Genomic DNA, 19,302 nt, shown 5'->3' with positions numbered 1-19,302 from the left:
TCTCTTCTTTGTGACTTACATCACTTCGGAAGAGGCGGCCATTTTAGCGAGATAATATTTTGTGTCAAACACTTTTCTAAATTATTTCGTTTTTATTTCTGACCTTGTCGATTTGGCTTTAAACCCTTATGAGCCCTTGCCCTGTCGACGAGGAGGCATTATAGAGATCGCGCTCACATTGGCAAGCGCTATTTTGAAAATATTGCAAAAATAACGCTTAAGCGAGTAAGTTTCACTCAAACCTTTATTTATCCAACTTTACCCCATTATCGCCAACACAATACACACAGAGTTATCCACAATCTGTATTTTTAGCTAAAAGAAAAGGTCGCCTTAGCGACCTTTTTATCCTCTATATAGAAGCAACTTTAGAATTAGATGCCCGAACCATCCTGTTCGTTATCTTCTTCGTGCAGTCCACACTCTCTTTTTAGACCAAAGAAGCGTGTTTCCTCTTCTGACATTCCTGGTTCCCACTTTTTAGTGGTGTGAGTATCACCAACAGATAAATAGCCTTCATCCCAAAGTGGGTGGTAAGGAAGGTTGTTCTCTTCTAAGTAGTAGTGGATATCTTTGTTCGTCCAATCGATCACCGGAAGGAACTTAAACACACCATTCTGGATCGACAAGATCGGAAGGCCTGCACGAGACTTCGATTGCTCTCGGCGAAGTCCAGAGAACCAAGTGCCAACGTTAAGCTCATCCAGAGCTCGGCGCATCGGTTCGACTTTGTTGAGCTTGTTGTATTTCTCGATACCTTCAATCCCCTGCTCCCAAAGTTGCCCGTATCGCGCTTCTTGCCAGTTAGCACTTTCTTTAGCTCGGTACACTTTGAGGTTCAGAGTCAGTTGTTCACTTAATAAATCAATGAAACGGTATGTCTCTGGAAACAGATAGCCTGTATCCGTGAGGATAATAGGCGTATCCGGCTTTTGCGCTGTGACTAGATGAAGCATCACCGCAGCTTGGATACCAAAGCTTGATGATACAACATGCTCCCCTTCCAAGTTTTCAAGTGCCCAAGCAACTCGTTCTTGCGCTGACAACTGCTCAAGCTTCACGTTGATTTCTGCAAGACGGAGGATTTGCTGCGTCTTGGTGAGTTTGAGTAGTTCTGCCAGCTCCAATTTTGAAGCTACAGAATCAAGCATAGAAATCCCTCTTCGACACAAATACTTCTTCAATGATGCCAGCACGAATGGTGAAGTCACCGAAGCATTCGCCTTCTTCTCTTTCTTTTGCCCAGCGACCAACCAGTTGGTCAATCTCTTCTAGGATCTGTTTGTCGGTAATGTTCTCTTTATACATCTTCGGTACTCGCGTACCACCACGGTTGCCACCTAAGTGTAAGTTGTAGCGACCTGGCGCTTTACCGACTAGACCGATCTCAGCCAACATCGCACGACCACACCCGTTCGGGCAGCCAGTCACACGTAAGATGATGTTATCTTCCTTTGGCAAGCCGTGTTTGGCTAAGATAGCCTCGACATCAGTAACAAACTCAGGCAAGAAGCGTTCGGCTTCGGCCATTGCCAGCGGACAGGTTGGGAAAGCGACACAAGCCATTGAATTCTTGCGCTGCTCGCTCACAGACTCGTCCATCAAGCCGTGTTCAACGGCAATCTTCTCGATCTTCGCTTTTTGACCCTTAGCGACACCCGCCACAATCAGATTCTGGTTTGCAGTCATGCGGAAGTCGCCTTTGTGGATCTTCGCAATTTCAGCAACGCCAGTTTTAAGTGGTTTACCTGGATAATCCAGTAGTCGGCCGTTTTCAATGAACAATGTTAAGTGATGTTTGCCATCGATCCCTTCAACCCAACCAATGCGGTCACCACGTTCTGTAAACTCATAAGGGCGACTGGTTTCAAACGTAACGCCAGCACGTTTTTCAACTTCAGCTTTAAATACATCGCTACCAACACGGTCTAAGGTGTACTTGGTTTTCGCATTCTTACGGTTAGAACGGTTACCCCAATCACGTTGAGTGGTAACTACAGCCGCGGCAACATCAAGTGTTTTCTCTAGTGGGATAAAACCAAAGTCATCAGCGCGGCGCGGGTAAGTAGCAGTATCGCCGTGAGTCATTGCCAGGCCGCCGCCGACTAGGACATTAAAGCCCACCAGCTTGCCGTTTTCTGCAATTGCGACGAAGTTAAGGTCATTCGCGTGCACGTCAACATCGTTTTGCGGCGGAATGACTACTGTCGTCTTGAACTTACGTGGCAGGTAGTTGCTACCCAGAATTGGCTCTTCGTCAGTCGTTTCGACTTTTTCACCATCCAACCAGATTTCCGCGTACGCACGAGTCTTAGGCAGAAGATGCTCACTGATCTTCTTCGCCCACTCATAAGCTTCTTGGTGCAGCTCTGATTCTACTGGGTTAGTAGTACACAATACGTTACGGTTTACGTCACCCGCCGTTGCGATTGAGTCGATACCGATGCTGTTTAGCGTTTGGTGCATCAGCTTGATGTTTGGTTTCAATACGCCGTGGAACTGGAACGTTTGACGCGTCGTCAGACGAATACTTCCATACAGAGAGTGCTCTGTTGCAAACTTATCGATCGCCAACCATTGAGTTGGAGTGATGATGCCACCAGGCATACGAGCACGTAGCATAACGTTGTGCAGCGGCTCTAGCTTTTGTTTAGCACGTTCATTACGAATATCGCGGTCATCTTGCTGATACATTCCGTGGAAGCGGATCAGTTGGAAGTTATCCGCGGTAAAGCCACCCGTGATACGGTCTTGCAAGTCTTGCTCAATCGTACCGCGTAAAAAATTACTTTCTCTTTTTAGACGCTCGTTATCCGCAAGTGGTCCTAATTCTTCGCCCAATACAACCTGCTTATTATTTTCGATAGAAAAAGTCATTAGTACACATCCCTTTGGTAACGTTTAGCTTTGCGTAAGTCATTAATAAATTGTTCAGCATCATCGCGTGGCATCTTGCCTTCTTGCTCAGCAACGATAACCAAGGCATCGTGAACGTCTTTCGCCATACGAGTCGCATCACCACATACGTAGATGTAGGCACCTTCTTGAATCCACTGCCACACTTGCGCTGCGTTTTCTAGGATACGGTGTTGCACGTAAACTTTTTCTACTTGGTCACGGCTAAACGCGACATCAAGACGGCTCAATACCCCTGACTTAAGGTACTTTTGCCATTCAACCTGATACAAGAAGTCTTGAGTAAAGGTACGGTCGCCAAAGAACAACCAGTTTTTGCCTTCTGCGTCACGGTTATCGCGCTCTTGGATAAAGCTACGGAATGGCGCGATACCAGTACCAGGACCAACCATGATGATTGGCGTATTGTCGTCTTGAGGAAGTTTGAAGTTATTGTTGTTCTCAACAAATACTTTCACTTCACCGCCTTCTTCTAGACGCTGAGTCAAAAAGCTTGATGCGCCACCAAAGCGTTTTTCGTTGTCTTTGTCGTACTCAACCAAGCCAACGGTAAGGTGCACTTCTTCATCCACTTCTGTTTGGCTCGAAGCGATTGAATACAGACGTGGCGTCAAACGACGTAGTAAACCAATCAGCTCTTCAGCTGACAGCTTGGTTTTCTTCTCTGCGAGAACATCAACCACTTGGGTATTCGTCGCGTACTCACGTAGCTTGTCTTTATCTTCCACCAGCTTTTGTAACTTTTTGCTGCCTGATAGCTCGGCGAACTTAGTCACTAGCTGAGGATTAGACGCCGTGATCTCGAACTTGCTAACCAAAGCGCTATGAATAGAGATACTTTCGCCATCAACATCAACACTCTCGACACCGGAAAGACCGACTTTGCCAAGAATCGCGTTGGCCAGCTCAGAGCTGTTGTCGAACCAAACACCCAGCGCATCGCCTGGCTGATACGTTAAACCTGAGCCTTCAAGGTCGATTTCTACATGACGCACGTCTTTACCTGAATCTCGGCCAGTGATTTTCTGGCTGGTCAGTAACGTCGCCGTGTATGGATTTTGTTTGTTGTACTGAGAATGGCCAGACGTTTGACCAACGGGTAGTTGTACCACTTCAGCCTGAGGGCCAGCCGCTAGATCATCTTTTACTTTGTCTAGCGCTTTCGCTTTCCAATCTGATGCAGGTGCTTCGTAATCGACATCGCAATCTACGCGGTCAATAAATGGCGTCGCACCTAATTTAGATAAGTACGTATCAAAGTCTTTACCAGTTTGGCAGAAGAACTCGTAGCTCGAATCCCCTAAACCGATCACGCCGTATTTCAGGTTTGGTAGCTTAGGTGCTTTCTTCGATTGTAAAAACTCGTGAAGCTCGATGGCGTTATCTGGTGCTTCACCTTCGCCGTTAGTCGACGCCACGATGATCACGTGGGTCTCTTTCGCGAGGTTCTTGCCTTTGTAGTCACTAGCGTCAAACAGCGCAACGTCAATACCTTGTGCTTTGGCTTCTTGCTCCAGTGATTCTGCTACGCCCTTTGCGTTGCCCGTTTGCGAGGCAAAGATAATGGTTAGCTTACCTGCAGGTTGAGCTGCAACCGCAGCGGCCGCTTGCGTTAATGGCGCAGACGCCGCAGCCGTCTGAGGTTGAGACTGGGCTAAGCCCCAGAAATAACCACTCACCCAAGCGAGTTGTTGTGACGATAGACCTGCTACCGTTTGTTGTAATGAGCCAAGCTGCTGATCATTGAGAGGAGCAGCAATTGACGGTAATTCTTGTGAGGTGTTTCCTTGAGAGGGAACATTCTTGTTTAAAGACATGGTCACGACATCCCTATTCATTGCGTGAACATAGGTTAACCACTCTTTTTAATAACAAGAAAGAATAGAAGTGAATGTTTTATAACTTTTTGAAGTAAAGAGTGAGCAATAAATGCGCTCTATATTACTTAGCTTCAATTCGAACCTGTTTGAAGCCAACCGCCATTGCTGACTTAGAGGCCAAGTCAACATCCATATAGTGGCACTCTTCACCATGAGAGTCGGTGAGAAGAACAAATCCTCCTCGGGCGTGTCGAAACTCGACAATCCAAGTCCCTTCCTCTGCTGAAGGCTCAATAATGGCTTCAACCAACTGTTTTTCCCTAAATAGATTTCTTAGCTCAGTGATCGTCATGAGATTCCTTTCTCTGCCAGATATAAGGCTACCTATAAATGATGGGTCAAACAGAGAAAAGTGCTAAAGAAATATTTTATATATAATTAAAGGGTATAAAAAAACGCCGCTATATTTAGCAGCGATTATAAAAAGATTAAGGGTTACAAGCGGTATTCGGCTCCTAAGAACCAACCATCGGCAAACACAAACGGTTTACCCAACTCCGAACCTTCAGCGACCCGAAAATCATCCGACTCTAAATCAATAACACGGTATCCTGCCTTTACAAACCAGCGACTGTCCTGCCAATCCGGCTGATATTGTACGCCCGCCATCAAATCAGTACTTTTAATACCTCGACTATCCCCAAAGTTCATTTCGCCTATGACATCAAATGGGGTATCCGGCACGGCGATTTCTGCATACCCGTGCCAAGCCCATATCACACCATCGTAGTTGACTTGTGCATTCGTATCCGCATTGCGGTAGTGGCTATCATTCAGGTCACTCAAGGTGAAACCAGCATCGAAGCTCATCAAATCATGCTCGAAGATTTGGTAATACAAGGTAAGATCAATCTTATCGAACGCCATGTAATCCGCATCAACCGAAGAATAGCGCAACCGCACATCGGGTACGTACTTAACATAATGCTCAATAGTGGCATAAACATTAGGTGTCGTATCATTCTCACGATCAACTTCATTCACTTTGGTGTTTGGCCACCAGATTTCTGCTCCTAACTTGGTCGTCAAAGTTGACTCCGCGTAAGCTGATAATGACATAACCACACTGGATAGTAAGACCGCGGCTTTAAGGCCCATGAACGTTTTTCTCCGAATATTGGTAAGCCTCTTCTACTGCTCTAACCCAAGCAGCAGAAGAGCAAATGGATTAGACGAATTCTAGCATATACCGAATTGATGCCTATAAGCCTTTCGGGTACGTCGTCTATCTTGTATGGGCGACATGGGATTTAAAGAACCAAATACCAATTGCTATCACAATCAACCACGGTAGTAGCTTAAGCACCGCCCCTAGCATTCCGAGCAGAACCATGACGACGATAGCAAATGCCACTGCTGCAAATACCGTCAGCATAGTGACACCTGTTACCAGCAGGGTCGCAGTAAAGACTAAAATAAAGATTAACTCAAACATACGCATCTCCTTTGTTTAAGTTTATCTATCACGATACATGCCAACATAAACAACAAAATAACCAGTTGAATTAATTAAACAAAATAAAAAGGCGCTCTGAGTGAGCGCCTTTAATATTTTCAATTTGGTTTTTTTTACCATGTGCGTGGTGAGATTTACACATCTAATTCTTTGGGAATTTTCGCTAATGCTGCTTCTACCACTTCGATACCGGAACCTGGTTTATGAGCGTTTTCACTAATGTAACGACGCCATTGACGAGCACCCGGCATATTCTGAAATAAACCCAGCATATGACGCGTAATGTGGCCAAGGTATGCGCCTTTCTCTAGTTGTTGCTCGATGTATGGATACATCTCTTGCACGACTTGAGTGCGCTTCTTGATTGGCTTATCCAACCCGAAGATCTGCTGATCCACTTCCGCAAGGATATATGGATTTTGGTACGCCTCGCGACCCACCATCACGCCATCAAGGTGTTGCAAATGCTCTTTAGCTTCTTGCAACGTTTTGACTCCACCATTAACTGCAATAGATAGGTGAGAAAAGTCTTTCTTCAACTGATACGCGCGTGGGTAATCAAGCGGCGGAATTTCGCGATTCTCTTTTGGGCTTAAACCAGATAACCAGGCTTTACGCGCATGGATAGTAAATTGCTCGCAACCACCTTTTTCAGACACGGTAGACACAAAGTCGGTAAGAAACTCGTAAGAATCTTGATCATCAATGCCAATACGCGTTTTCACCGTAACAGGCACATCCACTACGTCTTTCATTGCTGCAATACAGTCCGCGACCAATTGCGGTTCAGCCATCAAACACGCACCAAAACGACCATTTTGCACGCGATCTGACGGACACCCCACATTGAGGTTAATTTCATCATAACCACGTTCAGCGGCTAACTTAGCACAAGTGGCTAAATCTTGCGGGTTCGACCCTCCCAGCTGCAACGCTACCGGATGCTCTTCTTCGTTATAGGCAAGAAAGTCTCCTTTGCCGTGGATAATCGCACCGGTGGTGACCATTTCCGTGTACAACAATGTTTCGCTCGTCAGCAGGCGATGGAAGTAGCGGCAATGGCGATCTGTCCAATCGAGCATGGGAGCGATAGAGAAACGCTGTAAGGCAAAGTCGTTTTTTACATTGGTGTTAGACACTGAGGATCCTCATAAAGTCTATGTTTGGTGAAACCTGAGCACAAAAGAGCGAACATGACAGATAACTAAGATCGACAAGTTTACTTATGTTTGCTGCAATTTTTTAAATTAATCGCGTATTATACACTACTGCGGAAGATCATTTACAGCGCATCGAGACCTAAAGATCGACTTTCAATTGCTCTGTATATTTTGTTTTTTGCAATCAATAAGATCAACACCATGTCTGTATCGCCAGTGGCGGCTATCAAGTCTGGGTTATCGTCAACACATTGAAGACGTCGTCAAAATTAGCCTGTTAAACAACGCTAAAATGCGAATCAATGATATATTGCCATGAACATCCATGAATAATGGTGACAGATTTGGACCATCAGTTAGTCAAACAAGTTGAAGAAATATGTGCCTCTCGAGGCGTGAGGTTAACCGCGCAAAGAAAAAGAGTCTTCGAATTAATTTGCACTAGCCCTAAAGCCTCTAGCGCTTATGAGCTTTTAGAGCAGTTACAAAAAGTTGAACCTCAAGCCAAGCCACCAACGGTGTATAGAGCATTAGATTTTTTACTGGAACAAGGTTTTATCCACCGCGTGGAGTCAACCAACAGCTATATTCAATGTTGTTCCTGTAACGCACACAAGCATTATTCACATCTTTTGATCTGTGATAAATGCGGTAATGTTATTGAACTGCAAGATGATAGTTTGGTAGCCTTGTTAGTTGAAAATGCAGATAAGCATGAATTTACAATCACCAATCACGTAATAGAAACACACGGGGTTTGTAAAAACTGTTGTTCTGAATAGCGAAATAAAGATATAGAAGAAAATTATGCGCGCTGAATTTGTAAACCCGTTTTTAGCTTCTTTAATGAACGTTCTGAAAACGATGGCTTCATTAGAATTGAAGCCACAGAAACCTCGTGTGAAGAAAGACGAAATTGCACGTGGTGATGTGTCAGGTTTGATAGGGATGGTTGGTCCGCAAACTCGCGGTTCTATGTCTATTACGTTTGACGAAAACCTCGCCCTTGAGATCATGAACAACATGCTTGGTGAACGACCAAACGGTCTGAATGATGAAGTCACAGACATGGTAGGTGAAATCACCAACATGGTAACGGGTGGTGCGAAGCGAATTCTTGCTGAAAGTGGATTCGATTTCGATATGGCCACGCCAGTTGTGGTATCCGGTAAAGGTCACACGATCCGGCACAAGTGTGAAGGCTCTATTATCATAATGCCTTTCACCTCTCAGTGGGGTAACGCATTTATCGAAATCTGTTTCGAGTAAAAATGCACTCAATGATGTCAAAAAGCTTCCGTTATGGAAGCTTTTGTCTTTTATAGAGCAATAATATTTCTCTGCTTTAATACTTCTAAGCAATCATCCACCAGCTCATCGATAGACTTATCGCCAGCGAGCAAATCAATTTCTGGTTTAAGCGGTGATTCGTATTCTGAATCAATCCCTGTGAAATTGCGTATCTCCCCTGCTCGCGCTTTTTTATACAACCCTTTAGGATCTCTTTGCTCACACACTTCGAGAGACGTATTCACATAAACTTCCAGGAACTCGCCTTCAGGCAACATTTCTCTTACCAACTGACGTTCAGCTCGATGAGGTGAAATGAAAGCGGAAAGAACAATAAGGCCAGCATCAGCCATTAACTTGGCCAATTCGCCAATGCGACGAATATTTTCTCTACGATCCTGCTCTGAGAAACCAAGGTCACTGCATAGACCATGGCGCACATTGTCACCGTCGAGCAAATAAGTATGATACCCCTGCTCTGCGAGTCTGTTTTCTAATGCCCCTGCAATTGTCGACTTACCCGCACCAGATAATCCGGTAAACCACAATACAACAGGCTTTTGCTGTTTGATCTTGGCTCTGAATTCTTTGTTAATTGCATGCTGGTGCCAAACAATATTTTCGTCTTTCGTTGGCGTTTCCGTTGTCATGATTGAATCCTTTTAAAATGGAAAAAAGTGAGGGATAAGCGTAAGGACTAATACCGAATAGACAATAGAGATTGGGATCCCCACTCGGATGTAATCCGCAAACTTGTAGTTGCCCACGCTATACACTAATAAGTTCGTTTGGTAACCGTAAGGCGAGATAAAGCTGGCACTCGCGCCAAACAATACCGCCATAATAAACGGCATGGGATCAACGCCATAACTGAGCGCCATACTGTAGCCTAAAGGAAAAGCCAGTGCCGCCGCCGCGTTATTCGTCACTAACTCGGTCAGTACTAACGTCAGTAGATATGTCGCCACTAGCGCCCCAAATACTCCCCAACCATTAAAGCTCTCCATAAACATTTGACCTAAAGCCTCTGAAAGGCCTGAAGACAGCATCAATTGAGCAATCGACAAAGCTGAGCCTACAATCACGACAATATCGACGGGAAAGCGTCGGCGGAGCTCACTCAACTGCACAACGCCACAGAACAACGCGGCAAGTAGAAAGACAGATAACCCTTTAATCAGCGGTACCCACCCCAATAATGCCAACGCGATGACAGAAGCAAACCCACCTAAAACCAAGGTAGACTTTCTGGAATCCAAACGGGCGCTTGAGTCCAAATCATTGACCACCACAAATTCTTTGCGGTGCGTTCGACGTTCTTGTTCAAAACGCTTGCCCGGAACCAATACCAGCGTATCACCAGCACTCAACGTGATATTGCCTAAGCCCCCTTGCAAGCGCTCATGGCCACGTCTGATCGCCACAACCACAGCGTCAAAACGGTCACGAAAATGACTCGATTTGAGTGTTTTATTACAAAAGCTGGCTGATGAGCTCACCACCACTTCAATAAAACGCTGACCGTTTAAGTGATGCTGGCCAAATAACGTTAACCCCTGAATATCTTGTAGCGTCGCGACACTTTCGACGTCCCCACAGAATAACAATCGATCTTTAGCTTCTAGCACAAAATTAGGCTCTACGGGCGCGATCGTTCGGGCATCGCGTACCACCTCGGCCAAAAACAGTTTACGCAATGCACGTAAGTTATTTTCGTTGATACTGCGCCCCACCAGCGGTGATCCCGGTTCGACTTTCGCTTCTAGGAAATACGAGAGTTCATCTTGGTTTTGATCTTCGTAGCTTGGCAGCAAATAGCTTAGCGGAATTAAGATCATTAGCCCCACAACCAGCACCGACAGACCGATCATCGTGGGCGTAAAGAACCCAAGGCTTGGCAGCCCAGCATCTTCCACAAAGCTGTTGATGATCAAGTTGGTTGACGTACCGATCAAAGTTAAAGTGCCGCCCAAAATCGCTGTATAAGATAACGGGATCAACAGCTTGGAAGGAGCGTGTTGCTGGTTACGCTTAATCGCACTGATCAGAGAAACCACAACAGCAGTATTATTCGTAAATGAGGATAAAAAGGCGGTGGAAAGCCCCAATTTGGCTACCACCGTGCCTAAACAACCGGTTGAGAGCGAGCGGCTCACCCAACTGATTAACAAGGTCTTTTCTAGTGCTGCAGACGCAACGATCAACAGCACCAGTGTCAGTAATGAAGAGTTGGTAAAGTTAGTGGCAACTTCACCGATGTCTATCATTCCCGCCATGAAAGCAATAAATGCTGCTCCAGCAAAAATGAAGCTCGGTTTAATGCGTGTTGTTAGCAGGCAGGTTACTGTTCCCAGTAACAACGCCAACACAAAACCTTGTTGCCACATAACTCTTCCTTGTCAGTAAGTGAGTACTTATTTAAGTAACTGACTGATGTCTTTCGCTTCCCAGTGTGGGAAGTGCTTGCGTACAAGCGCATTCAACTCAAGTTCAAACGCCGAGATATTACCCGTTTGCTGCTCAACTTGGGTCAGGCTTTCACGTACTAGGCCTGCACCAACCGTCACGTTAGACAGACGATCAATAACAATAAAACCACCTGTGTCCTGACACTCTAAATAGTGGTCGAGTGCGACCGATTCATTCAGCGTTAACTCACATAGGCCAATGCCATTCAGAGGTAATTCAACCGCTTCGTGCGTCGACAAGTTGTTAATGTCGTACTGGTGACGAATCGCTTCCACACGACCAACGGTCTTTTTACCCGCGATCTTAATGTCGTACTCACGACCCGGTTGCAATGGTTGCTCTGTCATCCAAACCATGTCAGCGAGCAGATGGTTGCTGGATTCAACTTTTGAATCTTCCAACACAATCAAGTCACCGCGGCTGATGTCGATTTCGTCTTCCAAAGTCAAAGTCACGGCAAGACCTGCCTGTGCTCGCTCTAAATCGCCATCGAATGTAACAATACGTGCCACAGTTGAAGTTTTACCCGATGGCAATGCCTTAATGCGGTCACCAACTTTCACTTCGCCGCCCGCTACCGTACCAGCGAAACCACGGAAATCGAGGTTCGGACGATTCACGTATTGCACCGGGAAACGGAATTCACCAACTTTCTTCTCGCGGTCTACATCGACATTTTCCAGTAGCTCAAGCAATGATGGCCCTTCAAACCAAGGCATGTTGGCACTCGCGTCTACTACGTTATCGCCTTCCAGTGCCGACAGTGGAATGATTTGAATGTCGGTCTCGCCTTGCAAGTGCTTAGAGAACTCTAAATACTCTTCACGAATCTCTTCAAAACGCTGCTGTGAGTAATCAACAAGATCCATCTTGTTGACTGCAACGATAAAGTGTTTCAAGCCAAGTAAGTTGGAGATGAATGAATGACGACGCGTTTGATCCAATACGCCTTTACGCGCGTCGATCAAGATCACCGCCAGATCACACGTCGAAGCACCTGTCGCCATATTGCGCGTGTACTGCTCGTGCCCCGGCGTGTCCGCAATGATGAACTTGCGCTTCTGGGTAGAGAAGTAACGGTACGCGACATCAATCGTGATCCCTTGTTCACGCTCGGCTTGTAGGCCGTCAACCAACAAGGCTAAATCAGGCTTCTCACCCGTCGTACCCACACGTTGGCTGTCTGAATGAACCGCTGCCAATTGATCTTCATAAATTTGCTTCGAGTCATGGAGCAAGCGACCGATCAAGGTACTTTTGCCATCATCCACCGAGCCACACGTTAGGAATCTAAGTAGTGACTTGTATTGGTGCTGTTTGAGGTAACCTTCGATACCTAGCTCTTCTAATTGAGCTTCTACTGCGCTATTCATTTTCTTTCCTTAGATCCTGTTTAGAAGTAACCCTGACGCTTTTTCAGCTCCATCGATCCGGACTGATCATGGTCGATCGCTCGCCCCTGTCGTTCACTCGATGTTGCAACCAGCATTTCTTCAATGATGCCTGTCAGCGTGTTGGCTTCTGATTCGATCGCACCGGTCAGTGGGTAGCAACCCAGCGTACGGAAACGAACGCTTTTCTCTTCAATTTTCTCGCCTGGCTGTAGCTTCATGCGCTCGTCGTCAACCATGATCAACATGCCGTCACGCTCTACTACCGGACGCTTGTCAGAGAGATAAAGCGGTACGATCTCGATATTTTCTAGGTAGATGTATTGCCAGATATCTAACTCTGTCCAGTTTGATAGAGGGAATACACGGATGCTTTCACCTTTATTAATTTGACCGTTGTAAGTACGCCAAAGCTCTGGACGCTGACTCTTGGGATCCCAGGTATGATTCTTGTCACGGAACGAATAAACACGCTCTTTTGCACGCGATTTTTCTTCATCACGGCGCGCGCCACCAAAAGCAGCATCAAAACCGTATTTGTTCAGCGCTTGCTTCAGACCTTGGGTTTTCATAATGTCCGTATGTTTTGACGAACCATGCTCGAACGGGCTAATCCCCATTGCCAGACCTTCTGGGTTCTTATGAACTAAAAGCTCAAAGCCGTATTTCTCTGCCGTACGATCACGGAACTCGATCATCTCTTTGAATTTCCAGTCCGTGTCTACGTGAAGCAGCGGAAAAGGGATCTTGCCTGGGTAAAATGCTTTACGCGCAAGATGCAGCATGACGGATGAGTCCTTACCGATGGAGTACATCATCACTGGGTTATCAAATTCGGCAGCAACTTCACGGATGATATGAATACTCTCCGCTTCCAGTTGCTTCAAATGGGTTAATCGTTCTTGGTCCATGTTAGGGCTTCCTTTACGACTCTTAATGAGCTTCTGACTAGTCAAAATTTGGTGTTAGGCGAATTGGCGTTGCTGCTCATCTGCCTGTTGTGAGGGTGAGAACCACGCCAGTTTCTCTGACAATGACACCACCTCACCGACCACAATCAGTGACGGTGACTGCGCGTCTTGGGCAAGTTCAGCAAGGTTCTCTAGCTGACCTTTAAACACCTTTTGGCTTGCTTGTGTCCCGCGCTCGATAATGGCGATCGGTGTGTTTGGGTTACGTCCGTGTTCAATTAACTGGGCTTGAATGTACTCAGACTTCATCAAACCCATGTAGATAACTAAGGTTTGGTTACCGCGAGCCAGCGTCGACCAATCCATTTGGTCGCTTTCAGCTTTCAAGTGTCCGGTAATAAACATTGCTGACTGAGCAAAATCACGATGGGTGAGCGGAATACCGGCATACGCCGTGGCACCGGCCGCCGCAGTAATCCCGGGGACAACGTGGAAGGAAATACCCGCATCGGCCAACACTTCGAGTTCTTCCCCACCACGACCAAAGATGAAAGGATCGCCGCCTTTAATGCGAACAACGCGGTGACCTTGTTTGGCAAATTCGACGAGTAACTGATTGGTTTTTTCTTGAGGGACACTATGATGACCCGCCTTCTTGCCAACACACACTAAAATGGTGTCGCTTGGCACTAAAGACATAATGTCGTCAGAAACAAGGTAGTCATACAGAACAACATCAGCTTGCTGTAAAAAGCGCAATGCTTTCAGCGTCAGTAATTCCACATCACCAGGGCCAGCGCCGACCAAAGCCACTTCGCCTTGCTCTAACAAGCTCTGGCCAACGGTATTTAAATTGGTTTGCTTGCCACGCTGTGTGTGCAGATTGCTCAGTGGAAACTGAGAAACCGTATCCTTGCTCGCCATTGTGTCATCCTCTCGTCGTTGATGATGGCATTATGGCGCTCAAGTCATATTACCTGAAATTCTAAAATTTCATTTTTTATATTAAATATTGATAAGGGACGAAAAGAGACCAGCCATTTGCCATAGCTTTTTGAGACGTTGGCAGCAGAACACTGTAAAGCGTTCACTATAGATCACACTTTAATATCGACTGAAATCATTGTTTCATATCATTTTGTTACATTAGTCGAAATCCTAACTAACGCTATTGGAGCTAAAAAATGAAAGTAGCAGTGAAACCTCTTTCTATTGCTGTCTTAGGTGGAATGCTGACCATGGCTGGTCCAGCAATGGCCGATACGATCAAACTGCGTATTGTCGAAACAACGGACATTCACACCAACGTGATGGACTATGACTATTACAAAGACAAACCAAGTCAGAAAATTGGCCTAACTCGAGCTGCTACTTTGGTTAAACAGGCCCGTGCAGAAGTCGAAAATAGCGTTCTAGTGGATAACGGTGACCTTATCCAAGGCAGCCCTATGGGAGACTATATGGCGGATAAAGGCATCAAAGTGGGGGAAATTCACCCTGTCTATAAGGCGATGAATACGCTGAACTACGACGTAGGTAATATCGGTAACCATGAGTTCAACTATGGTTTGGAGTTTCTAGCAGAAACCATCAACGACGCCGATTTCCCGTACGTTAACGCCAACGTATTTGACAAAAAAACTGGCAAACACTATTTCAAACCCTACATTATCAAATCCCATACGTTTAAAGATATCGATGGTGAAGCACATGAAATCAAAGTCGGCTACATCGGCTTTGTTCCGCCACAAATCATGGTGTGGGATAAGAAAAACCTAGAAGGTAAAGTGTTTGCTAAAGATATCAAAGAGTCTGCTGAAGCGCTTATCCCAGAAATGAAAGCCGAGGGTGCAGATGTAATTGTTGCTATCCCTCACTCAGGTGTCTCGTCTGACCCACATAAAGTAGGCGCGGAAAACTCTACCTATTATCTATCTGAAGTAGAAGGCATCGATGCGATTGCGTTTGGTCACTCCCATGCTGTATTCCCAGGTAAAGGTTTTGAGAGCATCCCAGGCGTTGATAACCAGAAAGGGACCATCAACGGCGTAGCGGCTGTCATGCCAGGACGTTGGGGAAGCCATGTTGGTGTCATTGACCTTGAGCTAAAAGAGCAAGATGGGAAATGGCAAGTGGTAACAGGCCAAACCGAAGCACGCCCTATCTACGATAAAATTGAGAAGAAAGCGTTAGTGGAAGCAGACGCAACGATCGTTAAAGCCCTTGAAGCTGACCACAAAGGCACCCGTGACTTTGTCAATCAGCCAATTGGTAAAGCAAATGACGTCATGTACAGCTTTTTAGCGCTGGTCCAAGATGATCCTACCGTGCAGATCGTCAACCTGGCGCAAAAAGATTATGTGGAGCGTTTTATCCAAGGCGACCCTGACTTAGCTGATATCCCGGTCTTGTCAGCAGCCGCACCATTTAAAGCGGGTGGCCGTAAAAACGATCCTGCCAACTTTACCGAAGTCGAATCCGGTCAGCTGACTTTCCGTAACGCCGCCGACCTTTATCTTTACCCGAACACCTTGGTTGCTATGAAGGTAACGGGTAAAGAAGTCAAAGAATGGTTAGAGTGTAGCGCGGGTCAATTCAATCAAATTGACGTGAACAGCACCGCGCCACAGAGCCTGATTGATTGGGACGGCTTCCGTACTTACAACTTTGATGTGATTGACGGCCTGACATACCAAATCGATGTGACTCAACCAGCGAAATACGATGGAAACTGTAAAGTGGTTCAGCCAAACGCCCAGCGCATCGTTGGTTTAACCTACCAAGGTAAGCCGATCGAAATGAGCCAAGACTTCATTATCGCGACCAATAACTACCGCGCGTATAGCAATAAGTTCCCAGGCACAGGTTCTGATTTTGTTGCGTTTGACTCTCCGGATGAAAACCGCTCTGTAGTTGCTGCATACATTACTCGTGTGAGCCAAGAGAATGGCGAGTTTGCACCAAGTGCTGATAACAACTGGTCATTTGCGCCAATTCAATCAGACAAAACGTTGGATATTCGCTTTGAAACTTCCCCAAGCGAAAAAGCAGCCAAGTTCATTAAGGATAAAGGTCAATATCCGATGAAACATGTCGCAACTGACGATGTCGGTTTCGCGGTCTACCAAATTGACCTGCAAAAGTAATCGACATTACTCTCCCTTCAAGCCGCGATAACCATCGCGGCTTTTTTGTCCGCTCTCTCAACAAAACTAAGGTAAAATCAGGGTATTGTTCTCCCTCAAACCATTGCGGACTATGTTTAAACACTTTCAACAGCAACTTACGGACAACGGGTTCAACCCAAATGAGATCGAACAACTGCTCGATTCTGCACAATTGATCGAACTTCCTACCCGCCACATTCTGCTGCACCAAGGACAAGTGGCTGAAGAGCTCTTCTTCTTGCTTGAGGGAATGTGCCATTCGGCATACCTGACCGATAAAGGCAAAGAGTTCAGTAAAGAGTTTTATTGGGAGAACGATTGGATCATTGGCTTTGAAAGCCTGATCAAACAGCAGGCTTCCCCTTATTTACTGGAATCACTCACACCATGTACCCTGGTTTCCTTGCCTGTCGAAACCTTAAGAGGTTGGAGAGAACAGAAACACAGTATTTACTTAAAGCTCTTAGAAACACAACTGATGTATAAAGAGAATAAAGAACGCTTTATGCTGCTGTATAGTCCAGAAGAACGCTACGAGCTATTTTGCCAGCATTACCCAGATCTCGTGAAACGTTTAAACGATTACCAGATCGCGGCGTATCTTGGCATTACATCCATCAGTCTCAGTCGAATCAAGAAACGGGCACAAAGTTAACAATTGTTAATGCCTTCATATTATTAGACTGGTAAGTTGCAGTGGCATTTATCCAATATTCCGAGAAAAACATGATCCACTGGCAACTTGTACCTTTTAACGACCTGACCACTCATCAACTATACCAAGTGCTTAAGCTTAGAGTGGACGTCTTCGTCGTTGAGCAAACCTGCCCTTACCCGGAGTTGGACAATAAAGATTGCCTCGAGGGTGTTCACCACCTGTTAGGTTATAAAGAGGACGAACTGATCGCCTGCGCCCGTCTGCTACCTTGTGGTGTCAGCTATCCGTCTGTCAGCATCGGTCGGGTGGCGACAAAAAAAGCACATCGTGGCGGTGGCTTAGGGCATCAATTACTACAACAAGCTTTGGCTGGCTGTGAACAGTTGTGGCCACGAACGGATATTGAAATTGGTGCTCAGGAACATCTCGCTGGCTTTTATGAGCAACACGGTTTTGTGGCAACCTCACAAATGTACCTCGAAGACGATATTCCCCATATCGATATGAAGTTATCTAAGTCAGTGTAAGTCGTGTCAGCGCAATACTTCGCCATCTTACTGTTAGTATTAGGGAACTTAGCGGCATCCTTATCTGATGTGGCGGTCAAAATTATCGATGACAGCGTGCCTGTATATCAATACGTATTTATCCGCCAATTGCTGTCTGCTTTGGTTGTCTTCCCACTGTGGTGGAGGCAAAAGCCCGTCAAACGGAGGTTGCATAAACCAGCCCTGAACTTTTTCCGTGCTCATATTCTCATTCTGGGCAGCGGATGCATGGTCATAGCGATCACTCACTTATCATTGGCAACCGCTAATGCCATCTTTTATGCCGCACCTTTACTCATGCTTCCTTTATCAGTCGTGCTACTCAAAGAAACGCCCCCATTGGGTAAAGTATTTGCAACACTCATTGGTTTCATAGGGGTGTTGGTTGTCTTAAGGCCTTCTGAATTCCACTGGGCGGCTATTTTTGCTCTTATCACGGCAATGACCATCGCGCTTTTCAATATCACCGCTCGGAAAATCCCCACGGAGCAAACCATTGTTAGCACACTTTTTTGGACAAGCCTTTTATCTTTGCCTTTAACGACTGTCGTCGCCATCATTAATTGGACACCAATCTCAGTGGAAGTCCTATTCTTGACTCTAGGGAGTGCGACGCTAATTTTGTTCTATAACGGACTTGCGGTAGCGGCTTATCAAAAGGCTCCCGCTGGCAACATTGCCGCAGCTGAAAACTCTGGACTACTGTTTGTGACTCTGTTCGGTGTAATGTGGTTTGATGAGCTGCCAGACTGGCTGACAGCTGTGGGAATTGTCATGATTGTCGCGCCTTTACTCCCTTGGAACGCCTTATTCTCTAGGAAAAAGGGACATTCAAAGGACTATTTGCTGCGTCCAAACCCACCGTCAGAAAGGCGGAAGAACATGACAGACTGATCGCTTTTCTCTAGCTGTAAAATGTCGAGCTTGCCATCTTCATCAAGCTTGTAGCGCACTAACTGGCCCTTCTTAATATAACTTAATGGTTTATCCGACCCTTCTACCTTAACTAAGGCATTTAAGTCAGACATAGGCAAACCACTGGTACGGAAGACCTGAGCTAAAGTATCACCGCTCTTAACTCTGTATTCTTGCCAATGGTTCTGGCTCTTAGGAGGGGAACTGTTGTCATCTGTACTTTGCTGCCCACTTAAGCCTGTCGCATTGATGTCTATTGCCACCCTCTGAGGCTTAGGATCCTTGGCTTCGGATTGCTGTTGAGGAAAAGGAATCACTAACAAGAGTAAAACCACTGGCACAACAACCATCAGCGCGCGCTGATGCAACTTGGGTAATACGTTCCACTGAGACACTACCTTCTCTTTCATACCCGACCAGTCAATCGAAGAATATTTCTCTTTCAACACACTAACGTAGTCTACGGATTGCGGCTTCTTTTTCTTTCTGCGATTCATCGCAATTCATCTCCAAGAGGGCTTCAGTTCAAGTATAAAAACCA

19 protein-coding genes are annotated in these 19,302 nt (G+C 45.9%); 6 read left to right on the top strand and 13 right to left on the bottom strand.

Annotated features, from left to right (window positions below):
* Window positions 1-374: 374 nt before the first annotated feature.
* From VNE01S_RS17060 to dusA, 7 genes are all read right to left on the bottom strand, one after another.
* Window positions 375-1,151: a phosphoadenylyl-sulfate reductase gene (locus tag VNE01S_RS17060; protein WP_053397155.1), complete on the bottom strand. Its 777-nt coding sequence runs from the start codon at window positions 1,149-1,151 to the stop codon at window positions 375-377.
* Window positions 1,144-2,877 carry an assimilatory sulfite reductase (NADPH) hemoprotein subunit gene (gene cysI, locus VNE01S_RS17055; protein WP_053397154.1) on the bottom strand — a complete coding sequence of 578 codons (1,734 nt, stop codon included), beginning with the start codon at window positions 2,875-2,877 and terminating at the stop codon, window positions 1,144-1,146. Before cysI ends, VNE01S_RS17060 begins: the two co-directional genes overlap by 8 nt.
* Complete coding sequence (locus tag VNE01S_RS17050) at window positions 2,877-4,733, bottom strand: assimilatory sulfite reductase (NADPH) flavoprotein subunit (RefSeq protein WP_053397153.1); 1,857 nt, start codon at window positions 4,731-4,733, stop codon at window positions 2,877-2,879. Before VNE01S_RS17050 ends, cysI begins: the two co-directional genes overlap by 1 nt.
* A gap of 124 nt (window positions 4,734-4,857) precedes the next feature.
* A complete protein-coding gene (locus tag VNE01S_RS17045; RefSeq protein WP_053397152.1) occupies window positions 4,858-5,088 on the bottom strand; it encodes a hypothetical protein in 231 nt (76 codons plus the stop codon).
* Between the two features lie 143 nt (window positions 5,089-5,231).
* Complete coding sequence (locus VNE01S_RS17040) at window positions 5,232-5,894, bottom strand: TIGR04219 family outer membrane beta-barrel protein (RefSeq protein ID WP_053397151.1); 663 nt, start codon at window positions 5,892-5,894, stop codon at window positions 5,232-5,234.
* 127 nt (window positions 5,895-6,021) lie between these two features.
* Window positions 6,022-6,231 carry an envelope stress response protein PspG gene (gene pspG, locus VNE01S_RS17035; RefSeq protein WP_053397150.1) on the bottom strand — a complete coding sequence of 70 codons (210 nt, stop codon included), beginning with the start codon at window positions 6,229-6,231 and terminating at the stop codon, window positions 6,022-6,024.
* A gap of 155 nt (window positions 6,232-6,386) precedes the next feature.
* Window positions 6,387-7,391 (bottom strand): tRNA dihydrouridine(20/20a) synthase DusA, encoded by a 1,005-nt coding sequence (gene dusA, locus VNE01S_RS17030; RefSeq protein ID WP_082331726.1) that lies wholly within the window; start codon window positions 7,389-7,391, stop codon window positions 6,387-6,389.
* 353 nt (window positions 7,392-7,744) lie between these two features.
* Between dusA and zur the strand changes: the two genes are divergently transcribed.
* Together zur and VNE01S_RS17020 are read left to right on the top strand one after the other, a co-directional pair.
* Window positions 7,745-8,194, top strand: a complete 450-nt coding sequence (zur, locus tag VNE01S_RS17025; RefSeq protein ID WP_053397149.1) for a zinc uptake transcriptional repressor Zur — start codon at window positions 7,745-7,747, stop codon at window positions 8,192-8,194.
* A gap of 25 nt (window positions 8,195-8,219) precedes the next feature.
* Window positions 8,220-8,681 carry a chemotaxis protein CheX gene (locus VNE01S_RS17020; RefSeq protein WP_053397148.1) on the top strand — a complete coding sequence of 154 codons (462 nt, stop codon included), beginning with the start codon at window positions 8,220-8,222 and terminating at the stop codon, window positions 8,679-8,681.
* 50 nt (window positions 8,682-8,731) lie between these two features.
* Here the strand turns inward: VNE01S_RS17020 and cysC are convergent, their stop codons facing one another.
* From cysC to cobA, 5 genes are read right to left on the bottom strand one after another with little or no spacing between them, the layout of a single operon-like run.
* The gene (gene cysC, locus VNE01S_RS17015; RefSeq protein ID WP_053397147.1) at window positions 8,732-9,352 is read right to left on the bottom strand and encodes an adenylyl-sulfate kinase; all 621 of its coding nucleotides are present in this window, start codon (window positions 9,350-9,352) and stop codon (window positions 8,732-8,734) included.
* A 12-nt stretch (window positions 9,353-9,364) separates the two neighbouring features.
* Complete coding sequence (locus tag VNE01S_RS17010) at window positions 9,365-11,089, bottom strand: SLC13 family permease (protein WP_053397146.1); 1,725 nt, start codon at window positions 11,087-11,089, stop codon at window positions 9,365-9,367.
* 27 nt (window positions 11,090-11,116) lie between these two features.
* Window positions 11,117-12,544, bottom strand: a complete 1,428-nt coding sequence (cysN, locus tag VNE01S_RS17005; protein WP_053397145.1) for a sulfate adenylyltransferase subunit CysN — start codon at window positions 12,542-12,544, stop codon at window positions 11,117-11,119.
* 20 nt (window positions 12,545-12,564) lie between these two features.
* Complete coding sequence (gene cysD, locus VNE01S_RS17000; RefSeq protein WP_281178112.1) at window positions 12,565-13,500, bottom strand: sulfate adenylyltransferase subunit CysD; 936 nt, start codon at window positions 13,498-13,500, stop codon at window positions 12,565-12,567.
* Window positions 13,501-13,527: 27 nt separating this feature from the next.
* Complete coding sequence (cobA, locus tag VNE01S_RS16995) at window positions 13,528-14,397, bottom strand: uroporphyrinogen-III C-methyltransferase (RefSeq protein ID WP_053397143.1); 870 nt, start codon at window positions 14,395-14,397, stop codon at window positions 13,528-13,530.
* A gap of 260 nt (window positions 14,398-14,657) precedes the next feature.
* Between cobA and cpdB the strand changes: the two genes are divergently transcribed.
* The 4 genes from cpdB (at window position 14,658) to VNE01S_RS18960 (ending at window position 18,740) form a co-directional block, all read left to right on the top strand.
* Window positions 14,658-16,619, top strand: a complete 1,962-nt coding sequence (gene cpdB / locus VNE01S_RS16990) for a 2',3'-cyclic-nucleotide 2'-phosphodiesterase (RefSeq protein ID WP_053397142.1) — start codon at window positions 14,658-14,660, stop codon at window positions 16,617-16,619.
* Between the two features lie 112 nt (window positions 16,620-16,731).
* Window positions 16,732-17,295, top strand: a complete 564-nt coding sequence (locus VNE01S_RS16985) for a Crp/Fnr family transcriptional regulator (protein ID WP_053397141.1) — start codon at window positions 16,732-16,734, stop codon at window positions 17,293-17,295.
* Window positions 17,296-17,366: 71 nt separating this feature from the next.
* Window positions 17,367-17,825, top strand: a complete 459-nt coding sequence (locus tag VNE01S_RS16980) for a GNAT family N-acetyltransferase (RefSeq protein WP_053397140.1) — start codon at window positions 17,367-17,369, stop codon at window positions 17,823-17,825.
* Window positions 17,826-17,828: 3 nt separating this feature from the next.
* Window positions 17,829-18,740, top strand: a complete 912-nt coding sequence (locus tag VNE01S_RS18960; RefSeq protein ID WP_082331725.1) for a DMT family transporter — start codon at window positions 17,829-17,831, stop codon at window positions 18,738-18,740.
* Here the strand turns inward: VNE01S_RS18960 and VNE01S_RS16970 are convergent.
* On the bottom strand, window positions 18,686-19,258 hold the full coding sequence (locus VNE01S_RS16970) for a LysM-like peptidoglycan-binding domain-containing protein (RefSeq protein WP_053397138.1): 573 nt from the start codon (window positions 19,256-19,258) through the stop codon (window positions 18,686-18,688). The two genes, VNE01S_RS18960 and VNE01S_RS16970, sit on opposite strands and share 55 nt — an antisense overlap.
* Between the last annotated feature and the right edge of the window lie 44 nt (window positions 19,259-19,302).

This window comes from Vibrio nereis NBRC 15637 (assembly GCF_001591105.1).
GTDB classification, from domain to species: Bacteria; Pseudomonadota; Gammaproteobacteria; order Enterobacterales; family Vibrionaceae; genus Vibrio; species Vibrio nereis.
The sequence above is the reverse complement of the archived record's forward strand: the minus strand, read 5'-3'. Positions and strand labels throughout refer to the sequence as shown.

Coding starts and splice junctions, on each gene's coding strand:
- VNE01S_RS17060 (WP_053397155.1), bottom strand. CDS start 1,151: ATGCTTGATTCTGTAGCTTCAAAATTGGAGCTGGCAGAACTACTCAAA.
- cysI (WP_053397154.1), bottom strand. CDS start 2,877: ATGACTTTTTCTATCGAAAATAATAAGCAGGTTGTATTGGGCGAAGAA.
- VNE01S_RS17050 (WP_053397153.1), bottom strand. CDS start 4,733: ATGTCTTTAAACAAGAATGTTCCCTCTCAAGGAAACACCTCACAAGAA.
- VNE01S_RS17045 (WP_053397152.1), bottom strand. CDS start 5,088: ATGACGATCACTGAGCTAAGAAATCTATTTAGGGAAAAACAGTTGGTT.
- VNE01S_RS17040 (WP_053397151.1), bottom strand. CDS start 5,894: ATGGGCCTTAAAGCCGCGGTCTTACTATCCAGTGTGGTTATGTCATTA.
- pspG (WP_053397150.1), bottom strand. CDS start 6,231: ATGTTTGAGTTAATCTTTATTTTAGTCTTTACTGCGACCCTGCTGGTA.
- zur (WP_053397149.1), top strand. CDS start 7,745: ATGGTGACAGATTTGGACCATCAGTTAGTCAAACAAGTTGAAGAAATA.
- VNE01S_RS17020 (WP_053397148.1), top strand. CDS start 8,220: ATGCGCGCTGAATTTGTAAACCCGTTTTTAGCTTCTTTAATGAACGTT.
- cysC (WP_053397147.1), bottom strand. CDS start 9,352: ATGACAACGGAAACGCCAACGAAAGACGAAAATATTGTTTGGCACCAG.
- VNE01S_RS17010 (WP_053397146.1), bottom strand. CDS start 11,089: ATGTGGCAACAAGGTTTTGTGTTGGCGTTGTTACTGGGAACAGTAACC.
- cysN (WP_053397145.1), bottom strand. CDS start 12,544: ATGAATAGCGCAGTAGAAGCTCAATTAGAAGAGCTAGGTATCGAAGGT.
- cobA (WP_053397143.1), bottom strand. CDS start 14,397: ATGGCGAGCAAGGATACGGTTTCTCAGTTTCCACTGAGCAATCTGCAC.
- cpdB (WP_053397142.1), top strand. CDS start 14,658: ATGAAAGTAGCAGTGAAACCTCTTTCTATTGCTGTCTTAGGTGGAATG.
- VNE01S_RS16985 (WP_053397141.1), top strand. CDS start 16,732: ATGTTTAAACACTTTCAACAGCAACTTACGGACAACGGGTTCAACCCA.
- VNE01S_RS16980 (WP_053397140.1), top strand. CDS start 17,367: ATGATCCACTGGCAACTTGTACCTTTTAACGACCTGACCACTCATCAA.
- VNE01S_RS16970 (WP_053397138.1), bottom strand. CDS start 19,258: ATGAATCGCAGAAAGAAAAAGAAGCCGCAATCCGTAGACTACGTTAGT.